The sequence below is a fragment of the Exiguobacterium sp. s43 genome (assembly GCF_018617255.1).
Classification (GTDB): Bacteria; Bacillota; Bacilli; order Exiguobacteriales; family Exiguobacteriaceae; genus Exiguobacterium; species Exiguobacterium profundum.
Genome location: NZ_JACSJT010000001.1, coordinates 272,124 through 283,864 on the forward strand (window position 1 = coordinate 272,124; position 11,741 = coordinate 283,864).

An 11,741-nucleotide genomic window follows, 5' to 3' on the forward strand; every position below is an offset into this window, starting at 1 on the left:
CCTTCGCATTCATAAAGAACGATTTTTTAGCAGATCACGAATCTCTGTCAACAGTTGCTCTTCTTTCGTTGGGGTCGGAATAGCAGCTTCCTCCACTTCTTTTTCACGCTGTAAACGATTGATGACTTTGACAATCAAGAAGAGGGCGATGGCGATCAAGAAGAAGGACACAATCTGTTGAATAAAATTGCCATATAACACATCCACTCCGAGTACACGTGCTTTTAAGCTAGAAAAATCGATTCCTCCAATAATGATTCCGAGAAGCGGCATAAAGATATCATTGACGAGTGAGTTCACGATTGCAGTGAACGCTGCACCAAGTACGACAGCAATCGCCAAGTCGATGACGTTCCCCCGCATTGCGAATTTTTTAAATTCATTCCACATAGACAAACCTCCTGACGTTGAATAGTCTAAGCGTAGCATATTTGAAGGTAAAGAAATAAATCGTTCGACTTCTATCAGGGAAGGATGCTTGTTCGACTTTTCTGCATAGGGTACACTAAAAAGGTAGCAATTTACGCATTTTAATACCAGGTACTAATATGATATAATCATTTTAGCTGAAAGGATGGTTGGACGTGGCGAACGATGAACAGACGAGTTCGGAAGAACAAAAAGGTTCACCAGAACAAGAGACGAAGCAGAAAAAGCAATCGCGATTATCGAATCATCGTCGATTCCCGATTTTACTGCGCGTGCTCGTTGTTTTAGTGTTGGCAATCGCGATGCTCGCCCTCGGAGCGGTCATCGGATATAGCGTCATTGGCGGAGGCGATTGGAAAGATGTATTTGACATCGAGACCTGGCGCCATATCACCGATTTTTGGCTAACCTCTTAAAGGCGGTGGATGGATGTATACAATTGAGCAAATCAAAGAAGTAATCCCACACAGATACCCGTTTCTGTTAATTGATCGAATTATCGAAGTCGAGGAAAAGAAGCGTGCTGTTGGATTAAAAAATGTCACGGCGAATGAAGAGTTCTTTAACGGGCATTTCCCAGACTATAATGTCATGCCAGGTGTCTTGATTGTTGAAGCACTCGCACAAGTCGGTGCTTTTGCAATGTTGAAAGACGAATCGAATCGAGGCAAGCTCGCCTTTTTTGCAGGGATTGACAACTGCCGTTTCAAACGCCAAGTCGTCCCGGGTGATCAACTTCGCCTCGAGGTAGAAATCATGAAAATTCGTGGACCAATTGGTAAAGGACGTGCCGTGGCCACGGTCGACGGAGAAGTTGCTTGTGAAGCAGAACTCACTTTCGCCTTGAAGTAAGGAGAAATGGGATGCGTGCTTTAGTCATTGTATTATTAGTTGGCTTGATGACGATTGTGGGTTGTCAGCAGCTCCAGACAGAAGAGTCGAGTGAAGAGAACGTCGTTTACGAACAAAATGTGGATGAAACGATGATTGATAAACGTGCAGGACAGTCCGATGCAATCGCCGTTTCTCTTGAGCGAACGAATAACACGACGATGCTCTTCACGATTCGAATGCTCGAAAATCGTCGTCTTGATCCGACGACGGTCATGAGTTATGAGGTCGAAGGCGAACGCGTTGCGATTCCGTTTGGTGAACTGATTGCAGAGCGTGAAGAGGATATTCGGACGTATGAGTATCAGACGGACGTAGACCCGGATCTGTTCGTATCAGAGACACTTCCACTCTTCCATCTCGTTGAAGAAGGTGAATCGGAAATCACGATACCACTCGAAGTCATTAATTCGACAAATGGTGAATAAGAAACAGGCGATGTTGTCGAAAATCGCCTGTTTTTTTGTGGAGATAAGTCTATTCTATCCGATAAAAAGAGTAAGGAGAGAATGGAGGAATTTTGAGATGAAACAGAAATCAGAGTCGTTACAGACGCGCATTCTAGCATCAATGTTGGTCTTCGTCACGTTGCTCATCATTTTGTTTGGAGTAGTGCAATACTTCAGTACGAAGCATTCCGTACTCAGTACGTTACATGCGACGTTAATTGAAGATGGTGAACGGATTAGTGAATCATTGGATGTCGATGCCTATGCATCCTTCGTAGCGAATCCGTCAAAAAATGAGCAGTATGAGCAGTTTCGTAAATATTTAGATGCATATCGTCAGCAAATTGGAGCGATGTATGTATACACGATCGCCACAGAGGGTGAGGAAGTTCGAATGATCGTGGACGGATTGAGCGAAGCGGATGCCGCAGAAATCGGGTCTCCGACTACAGCGATGACGTATGAAGGAGCATCGCCCGCATTCCAAGGTGAGACCGTCGCAACCGATGTCATCGATGATCCGGAGTACGGGAAGTATGTGACGGTGCTCGTCCCGATTAAACAAGGGAACGAGGTAGTTGGGGTACTCGGAATTGATAAAGCTGCTACTGAGGTCTCCGCGATTACAGGAGATGTCTTAAAAGAGAGTTTAGTTCCAATCTTAATCGGTTTACTCGTGCTCCTTGTCGTTTCGGGAATCATCATCTGGCGTTATCTTGGCTGGAAATTGCGTCCACTTCAAGCGCTAGAACGTGTGGCCACATCCATTGCTGAAGGTGATTTGGCGACAGCGACGACTGCGGTTGAAGGTATTAAGTTAAAATCTAATGACGAAATCAAACGTCTGACGGTATCGATGGATAAGATGACACATATGTTAAAAGATTTGATTTCCGGCATTCAAACGTCGGCACAGACGGTACGGGATGAGAGTGGCAACGTTTCAGGTATCTCAGAAGAGGTAAATGATGCCTCTCGCCAAATTGCCTATACGATGGAAGAAATCGCAAGCGGTGTTGAGAATCAAAGTGTCTTGACGATGCGTCTTTACGGACATATGAATGAATTTTCGACACTTGTCGAGCAAACGACATCAGACGGAGAACAAGTGAGTGAGCAGGCGGAAGTCGTCAGTCGGGTGACGATGGATGGTCTACGTTACATGGAGAGTGCCGTCAATCAAATGACTCACATTCATGCGCAAGTGAAAACATCACAAGGACAAGTCCGCGACTTTGAACAACAAGCGGACGAGGTGACGGAACTGGTCACGATGATTCGTCAAATTTCACAACAGACAAACTTGCTTGCACTCAATGCAGCGATTGAAGCGGCTCGGGCCGGTGAACACGGAAAAGGGTTTGCCGTCGTCGCCTCGGAGATTCGGAAACTTTCGGATAGTGTCGCTGAGTCTGTCAGTGAAATTTCGGAAATCGTCGGAAGCGTCAAACAAAACTCGATTGCGCTCGGTCAAACCTTTACAGAGAGCATGACGGCTGCAGAGGAAGGGAAAGCGACACTTGAATCAACGAAGCGTGCGTTCACTGAAATCGAACAGAGCGTTCGTCACATGCAACAATTGACGAGTTCGATGCGTGGCCAACTCGATCGAGTGAAGACGAACCAGGACCACATTCAACATGGACTGTCTGAAATTGCTTCGATTTCAGAAGAAAGTACGGCCGGAAATGAGGAAGTGGCTGCTTCGACGGAACAGATGTCGGCGACGAGTGAGACGATGAATCGTCTCGTAAAAGATTTGTCGAGCACGGCAGAGGACATGCAACGAATGAGTCAACAGTTCAAGTTATAAACAGTCTCACTTCAGACAGACCTCTCGTGCGTCCGCTATAATGGGCGCAAGGGAGGTTTTTTCATGCAACAATTCTCTAGTGAACTGACACAGTTTCGGGGAAGTCATTATGACTTCGGACGATTTCAAGGAAAATATATTAAGCGCAGTCAATTGCTCGAAAATCGGACGGATCAGTGGAAACTACGCGTTCCGCGATTTGAGATTGATGCCACTGAGGCAAAGGCTGCCTTCGATGAATTTGCTCCAAAGATTTGGGAAGAGTTGATTGGGTTACAAGATGAGCTGAAGCTGTCGCTCAATGACACGTTACTTCATTTCGGACATTTTCGAGTCAACAATCCAATCAGCGGCTGTTCGATTTTGACGGGGGATAACTTTCTCGTTCGGAATTACGATTATCACCCGATGACGTATGACGGTCGATACAACGTCTTTCAACCGGATGACGGGTATGCGGTCATCGGACCGGTCTCTCGTGTCACCGGACGTATGGACGGAATGAATGAAAAAGGACTTGCCATGGGCTACAATTTCATCAATCGTCGTCGACCCGGGGACGGGTTTGTCTGTCAAATGATTGGACGAATCATTCTAGAAACATGTGCGACGGTGGAAGAAGCAGTCGATTTATTAAAAGAGATTCCGCATCGCGGGTCATTCACATACGTCGTCCATGACAAATCATCGAAAACACGTGTAATCGAGGCGACGCCTCGAGACATCCAAGTACGGGAATCGAATATCTGTACAAACCATTTTGAACTACTCCAACACGAGAATCGCTATCATCTTGATGATTCGACTCGTCGCATGATGGAAATCAAAGTCGTGCAACACTTGATTCAAGATGCGGAGAGCGCATTCCGTCTCATGAACGACACCGACAAGGGCGTCTTTTCAGAATTGTACAAGAGTTGGGCGGGAACGATTCATACGGCTGCTTATTTCCCTGAAACGCTCGAGACCTGGTTTGCGCTCGGTGGAGACCGTGATCCGGTCATCTTCGACTTCCAAAAATGGCTCGATGGGGAAGATTTCGATCTTCATGCACTTGACGGTGAATTGGCGACAGATATCGAGTTTGCGAATACGGTTCAACTTTGGCGCTGACGTTTGTCAGTGCTTTTTTTAGGAGAAACGGGAATACCCATTATAGGAGGGATGAAAGATGAAACGATTTGGAATCATACTCATCATGCTGACACTTGTTACACTACTCGGAGGTTGTGTTCCGGGTGACGGTACGTACACGACGGATCCGGCAGGTTTTTTCTGGGGTATTTGGCACGGATGGATTGCACCGATCTCACTCATTTTAGGATTATTCAATGATACGTATCGTGTGTATGAAGTGAACAATACCGGCTGGTTCTATGATTTAGGATTTTACATCGCTGTCATCAGTGGATTTGGTGGATTGACGTTGACGCGGAAAAGTCGAGGGTAATCTGGAGTGACCAAACGAGGTCACTCTTTTTAAAATCTTTTTTACCGTAAACGCTTGCATAAAAATATTTTTCATATTATGATTCAGGTGAAAATGATTTTAAGGAGGATTTATTCATGTCACGTCTCTTTGAACGAGCGCAACAATTCGGGAAATCGTTCATGTTGCCGATTGCTGTCTTACCGGCCGCTGGACTACTGTTAGGAATTGGGGGCGCCTTGTCTAACCCGAATACGGTGCAAGCGTACCCGTTCCTCGACATCGACTGGTTGCAACATCTATTCACCATTATGGCGGCTGCCGGTTCGATTGTATTCGCGAACTTGGCTGTGTTGTTTGCCATCGGTGTCGCTGTCGGACTCGCGAAGTCTGATAAAGGAACGGCCGGATTGGCAGCGATGCTTGGGTATTTGATTATGAATGCGACCATCAACGCAATGCTTCAGATTACTGGAGAGTTGATGGAAACGAACTTAGCGAGTGCCGGTCAAGGGATGGCGCTCGGAATTCAAACGCTTGAAACTGGTGTGTTCGGTGGGATCTTGATTGGGATTGTCACGGCGCTCTTGCATAACCGCTACAACAAGCAAGTGCTTCCACAGTTCCTCGGGTTCTTCAGCGGATCACGTTTTGTCCCAATCATCACGTCATTCGTTGCGATTGGTGTAGGGATTGGGCTCTACTTCATCTGGCCGACGGTGCAGAACGGGATTTTCTCGTTAGGTGGTCTCGTTGAAAAAACAGGATATATCGGAACATTTATTTATGGGTTCGTCCTTCGGATGCTTGGACCATTTGGATTGCACCATATCTTCTACATTCCGTTTTGGACCACTGGGCTCGGGGGCTCGATGGTCATTGACGGAACATTGATCGAAGGAACACAAAAGATTTTCTTCGCGCAGTTGGCTGACCCGAACACGACACAATTCTATGAAGGAACAGCACGATTTATGTCGGGTCGATTCATTACGATGATGTTTGGTCTTCTCGGTGCGGCGCTTGCCATGTATCACTGTGCAAAGCCGGAGCAAAAGAAAATCGTGTTCGGGCTCTTGTTCTCGGCAGCACTCACCTCATTCTTGACGGGAATCACAGAGCCACTCGAATTCGCATTTTTGTTTGTCGCACCGGTCCTCTATCTAGTACATGCTATCTTTGATGGACTTGCTTTTATGATGGCTCACATCTTTGAGATTACGATTGGTCAAACATTCTCTGGTGGGTTCATTGATTTTATCTTATTCGGGGTCTTACAAGGGAATGACAAGACGAACTGGATGCTCGTACCGGTCATCGGTGCCTTCTGGTTCTTGCTCTACTACGTAACGTTCCGTTTCCTCATCACAAAGTTCAATTTCATGACACCTGGACGATCGGATGAGACAGTAAAAACAGCAGACGTTGCGGTGTCGGATCGTACGTCAGCCATCATTGCGGCACTAGGTGGCGACGACAATATTGAGACGGTCGACTGCTGCGCGACACGCCTCCGCGTCACCGTCAACGACAATCAACATGTCCGTGAAGACTTGTTGAAAGAGACGGGCGCTCACGGGGTGGTTCAAAAAGGGAATGGAATTCAAGTAATCTACGGTCCTTCTGTTACAATTATTAAGAATGAAGTCCAAGAGGCGTTAGGCCGGGGCGAATAACGAATGTGTTGGAGGGAAGAACCGTGTGGGAGCAAATAAAACACGTGTATTCAGAAATGACGGGCAGTGAGAAAAAGATTGCGGATTATCTGATGGCGAACATGAATGAGGCAATCGAAATGAACATTACTGATTTGGCAAATGCGATTGCGACTTCACCAGGGACAATCACGCGGTTTTGCAAAAAAATCGGAGTGGGAAGTTATAGTTCACTGAAGCTCATGATGCAAAAGACGTTGACGGAAACGAATTTGCCCCAAACGACTTCGCTCGAACCGATGCAGCGGTCATACATTGAATTGATTCAGACGACCGCTCATTTAATTGAACAGGATGAACTACTTGCGATTTGTAAAGAGATTACATCGAGCCGATCCGTTCACTTATACGGATTAGGCAACGCCGGACTAGTGGCACAGGAAATGGAATACAGATTGAGACGGATGGGATTGTTGGCGACTACCGCTTTCGACAGTCACAGCATGGTCATGGACGCATCGATTGTCACGTCAGAAGACGTAGTCATTGCCTTTTCGAATAGTGGAGAAAGTCGAGAAGTCGTCCAGGCGATGCAACTCGCGAAAGAGTCGGGGTGTACGACAGTTGCATTCGTCGGTTATCAACATTCACCACTTGCTGAACTTGTCGACTATCGGTTGTTGACTGCCGGTGCCTCCGGTGAGGCATTCTTGATTAATACACAACTCCCACTTCTCTTCACAGCCGACGCGGTGACGAAGACATTGATGGAGACGAATGAAGCATTAAAAGCGCATTATCTACAAACACTTAAAGCGCTTGATCGTTTAAAAGAAAGAAGTGAATAACTATTATGATAACGTTACCGACTGGATTGATTGTTTCGTGCCAGGCTTTAGAAGGTGAACCGCTCCATAGTGAATTCATTATGGGACGGATGGCTATTGCGGCCGTTCAAGGTGGCGCCAAAGGAATTCGAGCCAATTCAGCGAGGGATATTCAAGAGATAAAAAAACACGTGACTGTTCCGATTATTGGTATCGTCAAACGTGACTATGAAGATAGTGACGTGTTCATCACAGCGACCATGAAAGAGATCGAGGAATTGATGGAAGTCGGTGTGGACGCCATCGCGCTCGACGCGACAAAGCGTCCTCGTCCGGGAAACCTGTCACTCCAAGAACTGGTTCACGCTATCCGCTCGATTTATCCGAATCAATTGTTGATGGCTGATTGCGCGACCCTAGAGGACTGCATTGAGGCGGATCGCCTTGGTTTCGACTATATCTCGACAACTTTGCACGGATATACAGACGAAACGAAAGGATCTCTTCTCTACCATGATGATTTCAAGTTTTTAAAAGATGTGTTAGATCACGTGACACAGCCGGTCGTGGCCGAGGGGAATATTTTGACACCTGAGATGGCAAAGCGTTGTATGGATTTAGGAACGCACGCGGTCGTTGTAGGGGGAGCCATCACCCGTCCGCATCAAATCACGGCACGATTCGATGCAGCGCTCACTTCGAGTGTGAAGAGTCCGCTGTAAGAATGAATCAATCAGGACGCTATTCAATACCTCACGACGCGATGGACGTCGTGAGGTATTTTTTATATATCGGTACAGGGAAAGACCAAACTGTTCGATATAATGAGTGTGGATGATTTTTAGCGTGGAGGTGCCATATGCACTCATATGAGTTTCAAATGTATCGGAATTTCGATGAGCTAGCGATTGACTTGATTGAGTTAGCAAAAGAAATAGTACCAGATAAACTAGTCTATCTCACGTCAATTGAGAATGACACCCAACATATACTCAAACTGTCCTCACAAGATTCTCCTATCCTACTTGAAGAAGGCATGTCCTTTGATTTGAAGGATACGGTATGTAATCGAATCGATTTCAATCAACGAGAAATTTTGATGTATGAAGACATTGAGTCGCAGATTGAATCGACGCGACTTCAGTCATTACTGCGCGAAGTGAACATCAAGTCGTATTTGGGAATCCCGATTCTGACGAAGAACGGGGATATTTTCGGTACGCTCTGTGTCGCCAATCATAAAAGCGCCCAGTACGATTCAAAAAGTGTCCGCTTGTTGAAGCGCGTGGTTCGTATGTTCAGTTACTATTTAGAACTCGAACGTCGTGCCTCACGGGATGAATTGACGAATCTTTATAACCGACATTACTTGAATAACTATTTTGAGACGAATCCGAATCAAGGTGGGGCACTGTTTTTAATTGATTTAGATGGGTTCAAATGGGTGAATGACACATTCGGTCATGATGAAGGGGACCTTGTCCTAAAAGAAGTGGCGCTTCGTCTGAGACGTTTGATGGAGCCGATACCTGATTCGAGAGTGTATCGTTTAGGTGGGGATGAATTTCTTATAAAAATCGCACATGCGTTATCAAAAGAGACTGTCATTGGGTATGCTGAACAAATCTTGTCTGTATTGAAAGAATGGGACGACCATCTCCCGTTATCAGCGAGCATCGGCATCGCTCAATATGATTCCGACGAACAGGCGGACCTCGGTCGATTGTTGAAAGAGGCAGACATTGCACTGTATCAATCTAAATCGAGCGGGAAAAACACGTACAAGTTTTATAAATAACGTCAGAAGGCTAAACCGATGGATTACGATTGGTTTAGCCTTCTGTTTTCGCATTCAGCACCAACGAACCGATTGGCGTGAAAGGATCGAATGAAAAACGGGTAGTGATTAAGAGTTCGGTTTGCATCCCATAACGGCGACCGTATGATAATCACGGGAGTCCGGTCCACGTTGTACCGATACGTCCTTGAATCCGAGACTCACCGCTGCGGGGATAAATTGATTCCGAATCATATCGGAGATGTCGTTCCATTCGACATCACCTTTCCCGTCACAGTAGGTGATGACAAATGTGCCATTCGGTTTCAAGACACGTTCGATTTCAGACAGAACGGTCGTGACATCTCTCCAGAAATATAGTGTGTGAACGCTGAACACGTGATTGACGAATGCGTCCATCATCTTAAATTGATGCAAATCTCCTTGAATCAACTTCGCCCGTTTTGTTTGCATCGAAGCATGATTACGCTGTCGTGCTGAATCGAGAATCGTCTTCGAACGGTCGAGACCCATGACATGTACGTCAGGATGTCGTTGAAGGATGGTCGCCATCGCATCGCCGGCCCCGCACCCGAGCTCTAGAACGGTTGTACCAGGTTGAATGTCTAACTGTTCAATCGTCCATTCGACTTCGACCCGGTGTTGGCGTACCATCTTTTCCCCGATATACTTTCCGACGGGACCCCTTGGATTCTCGTATTGACTGTCAATCCATTTCAGTAGCACTTGTGGTAACACATCATCACCTCACTTCGAAAGTAGCTCGATTGTAGCACATCGATGAGACAAAGGAGTCAACAACATGCGTTCATTTTGGATACTCGGCAACCAACTCTCGCACGAACTTGCGATGTTGAAGGATATGAAAGAAGATGACGTCATCGTCATGATTGAGGCGACATCACGCGCATCGTGGCGTCCGTACCATAAACAAAAGCTCGTCCTGATCTTCTCTGCGATGCGCCACTTTGCGGAAGAATTGCGTGATAAAGGATATACCGTAGATTACCACGAAGCGGATTCGTTCCAAGAGGCGTGGGACAACCATGTGAAACAGTACAATCCGGACGAAATTCATATCACCGCCGTCACGGACGAACCGATGGCGAAAAAACTGAAACAGTTCGGTAAGAAACATCACCTTGTCGAACATACGGATGTCCCGCTCTTCTACTTATCAAAAAAGGAAGCGACCGAGACGCTCGGAAATGAACCGTGGCGGATGGATCGTTTTTATCGTTACATGCGTAAGCGATTCGACGTATTACTCGAAGACGGGAAGCCTCGCGGTGGAAAATGGTCATTTGATACGGATAACCGAAAACCACCGAAAGAAGGACTATCGATTCCATCTGCCATCCATTTCCGTCCAGATTCGATCACGAAAGACGTCATCGAAAAAGTCGAGTCAACGTTCTCGGAGCATCCAGGAGAGGTGACCCCGTTCCATTGGCCGGTCACACATCATGAGGCGAGACGTGCGCTAAAACGGTTCGTAGAAGAGCGTCTTGAGACGTTCGGCCCGTATCAAGATGCGATGATGACGGATGAACCCGAGATGTCGCACAGCCTGTTGTCAGCTGCCATCAATATCGGTCTACTGACACCGCGAGAAGTCGTTGATGCGGCATGTCAGGCGGATGCACCGCTATCGTCGATTGAAGGATTCGTCCGGCAAATCCTCGGTTGGCGGGAATATATGCGCGCCGTCTATCTCGCTGTCATGCCCGGTTATGAAGACGTGAACACGTTCAAGCATGAACGCGACTTACCGTCCTTCTTCTGGGATGCGAAGACGGATTTGAACTGTCTGCATCAAAGTTTGAAACCGGTCGTCGCGCATGCCCACAATCATCATATCCAGCGACTGATGGTGCTCGGAAACTATGCGACATTGTTCGAGATTTCACCGCAACAGACGAGCGACTGGTTCAACGAGATGTACATCGATGCCTATGACTGGGTCGTCTTACCGAACGTTCTTGGGATGGCCCTTCATGCGGACGGTGGAAAGCTCGCCACAAAACCGTATGTCGCTTCCGGAAAATATATCGACCGGATGAGTGACTACTGTCGGGATTGCGCATACAACCCGAAACATACGACAGAAGACGACGCCTGTCCGTTCAACGCCCTCTATTGGCGGTTCATCGATCGTCACGAGGAACGATTCTCGAAAAACCAGCGGATGAAGATGATGGTCCGCAATTGGCAAGGACGGGATGATGATGTGAAATCCGATATCTTAGCGAAAGCCGAACAGACGTTGACCGATTCCCCGTGAATCGGTTTTTTTACGTTCTCTTCATGAAACTTTGCGATTTCTTTATCGTGTCTTTACAATCGTTCGTTACGATAGGAGCTGTGAGACCCCCTCACTCCAAGTGAATAGTTACCGGTAGAACCTTTGAGAGACCAACAGAAGCCCGTACGTCGATGACGTGTCGTTT

Annotated in this window: 13 protein-coding genes; 11 read left to right on the forward strand and 2 right to left on the reverse strand. The window is 46.8% G+C overall.

Translation table 11 applies throughout. The annotated features are described in order from the left end of the window. Positions 1 to 9: 9 nt before the first annotated feature. On the reverse strand, positions 10 to 390 hold the full coding sequence (gene mscL, locus KNO79_RS01525; protein WP_214690436.1) for a large conductance mechanosensitive channel protein MscL: 381 nt from the start codon (positions 388 to 390) through the stop codon (positions 10 to 12). A gap of 194 nt (positions 391 to 584) precedes the next feature. On the opposite strand from mscL, the gene KNO79_RS01530 reads away from it, so the two are divergent. The 10 genes from KNO79_RS01530 to KNO79_RS01575 all read left to right on the forward strand — a co-directional run bounded on the left by KNO79_RS01530 (position 585) and on the right by KNO79_RS01575 (position 9,291). Further along, positions 585 to 845, forward strand: a complete 261-nt coding sequence (locus KNO79_RS01530) for a DNA-directed RNA polymerase subunit beta (protein WP_031422281.1) — start codon at positions 585 to 587, stop codon at positions 843 to 845. Positions 846 to 858: 13 nt separating this feature from the next. Continuing rightward, a complete protein-coding gene (gene fabZ, locus KNO79_RS01535) occupies positions 859 to 1,281 on the forward strand; it encodes a 3-hydroxyacyl-ACP dehydratase FabZ (RefSeq protein WP_031422282.1) in 423 nt (140 codons plus the stop codon). Between the two features lie 11 nt (positions 1,282 to 1,292). Further along, the gene (locus KNO79_RS01540) at positions 1,293 to 1,748 is read left to right on the forward strand and encodes a hypothetical protein (RefSeq protein ID WP_074035755.1); all 456 of its coding nucleotides are present in this window, start codon (positions 1,293 to 1,295) and stop codon (positions 1,746 to 1,748) included. 97 nt (positions 1,749 to 1,845) lie between these two features. Then, positions 1,846 to 3,582: a methyl-accepting chemotaxis protein gene (locus KNO79_RS01545; RefSeq protein ID WP_214690437.1), complete on the forward strand. Its 1,737-nt coding sequence runs from the start codon at positions 1,846 to 1,848 to the stop codon at positions 3,580 to 3,582. A gap of 63 nt (positions 3,583 to 3,645) precedes the next feature. Beyond that, positions 3,646 to 4,695 (forward strand): C45 family autoproteolytic acyltransferase/hydrolase, encoded by a 1,050-nt coding sequence (locus tag KNO79_RS01550; RefSeq protein WP_196431260.1) that lies wholly within the window; start codon positions 3,646 to 3,648, stop codon positions 4,693 to 4,695. 58 nt (positions 4,696 to 4,753) lie between these two features. Then, positions 4,754 to 5,032 (forward strand): hypothetical protein, encoded by a 279-nt coding sequence (locus KNO79_RS01555; protein ID WP_012727334.1) that lies wholly within the window; start codon positions 4,754 to 4,756, stop codon positions 5,030 to 5,032. A 116-nt stretch (positions 5,033 to 5,148) separates the two neighbouring features. Next, positions 5,149 to 6,687 (forward strand): maltose/glucose-specific PTS transporter subunit IIC, encoded by a 1,539-nt coding sequence (locus KNO79_RS01560; RefSeq protein ID WP_214690438.1) that lies wholly within the window; start codon positions 5,149 to 5,151, stop codon positions 6,685 to 6,687. A gap of 23 nt (positions 6,688 to 6,710) precedes the next feature. Continuing rightward, positions 6,711 to 7,514, forward strand: a complete 804-nt coding sequence (locus tag KNO79_RS01565) for a MurR/RpiR family transcriptional regulator (RefSeq protein WP_214690439.1) — start codon at positions 6,711 to 6,713, stop codon at positions 7,512 to 7,514. Between the two features lie 5 nt (positions 7,515 to 7,519). Further along, positions 7,520 to 8,215, forward strand: a complete 696-nt coding sequence (locus KNO79_RS01570; protein ID WP_012727331.1) for an N-acetylmannosamine-6-phosphate 2-epimerase — start codon at positions 7,520 to 7,522, stop codon at positions 8,213 to 8,215. Positions 8,216 to 8,352: 137 nt separating this feature from the next. Next, on the forward strand, positions 8,353 to 9,291 hold the full coding sequence (locus KNO79_RS01575) for a sensor domain-containing diguanylate cyclase (protein ID WP_214690440.1): 939 nt from the start codon (positions 8,353 to 8,355) through the stop codon (positions 9,289 to 9,291). 108 nt (positions 9,292 to 9,399) lie between these two features. Here the strand turns inward: KNO79_RS01575 and KNO79_RS01580 are convergent, their stop codons facing one another. After that, complete coding sequence (locus tag KNO79_RS01580; protein WP_214690441.1) at positions 9,400 to 10,029, reverse strand: class I SAM-dependent methyltransferase; 630 nt, start codon at positions 10,027 to 10,029, stop codon at positions 9,400 to 9,402. Between the two features lie 64 nt (positions 10,030 to 10,093). Between KNO79_RS01580 and KNO79_RS01585 the strand changes: the two genes are divergently transcribed. Continuing rightward, on the forward strand, positions 10,094 to 11,575 hold the full coding sequence (locus KNO79_RS01585) for a cryptochrome/photolyase family protein (protein ID WP_214690442.1): 1,482 nt from the start codon (positions 10,094 to 10,096) through the stop codon (positions 11,573 to 11,575). Positions 11,576 to 11,741: the final 166 nt, after the last annotated feature.

Excerpts from the sequence above, each read along its gene's own strand:
- KNO79_RS01555 (WP_012727334.1), top strand. The coding sequence starts at position 4,754 with ATGAAACGATTTGGAATCATACTCATCATGCTGACACTTGTTACACTA.
- KNO79_RS01550 (WP_196431260.1), top strand. The coding sequence starts at position 3,646 with ATGCAACAATTCTCTAGTGAACTGACACAGTTTCGGGGAAGTCATTAT.
- mscL (WP_214690436.1), bottom strand. The coding sequence starts at position 390 with ATGTGGAATGAATTTAAAAAATTCGCAATGCGGGGGAACGTCATCGAC.
- KNO79_RS01560 (WP_214690438.1), top strand. The coding sequence starts at position 5,149 with ATGTCACGTCTCTTTGAACGAGCGCAACAATTCGGGAAATCGTTCATG.
- KNO79_RS01575 (WP_214690440.1), top strand. The coding sequence starts at position 8,353 with ATGCACTCATATGAGTTTCAAATGTATCGGAATTTCGATGAGCTAGCG.
- KNO79_RS01570 (WP_012727331.1), top strand. The coding sequence starts at position 7,520 with ATGATAACGTTACCGACTGGATTGATTGTTTCGTGCCAGGCTTTAGAA.
- fabZ (WP_031422282.1), top strand. The coding sequence starts at position 859 with ATGTATACAATTGAGCAAATCAAAGAAGTAATCCCACACAGATACCCG.
- KNO79_RS01585 (WP_214690442.1), top strand. The coding sequence starts at position 10,094 with ATGCGTTCATTTTGGATACTCGGCAACCAACTCTCGCACGAACTTGCG.
- KNO79_RS01540 (WP_074035755.1), top strand. The coding sequence starts at position 1,293 with ATGCGTGCTTTAGTCATTGTATTATTAGTTGGCTTGATGACGATTGTG.
- KNO79_RS01545 (WP_214690437.1), top strand. The coding sequence starts at position 1,846 with ATGAAACAGAAATCAGAGTCGTTACAGACGCGCATTCTAGCATCAATG.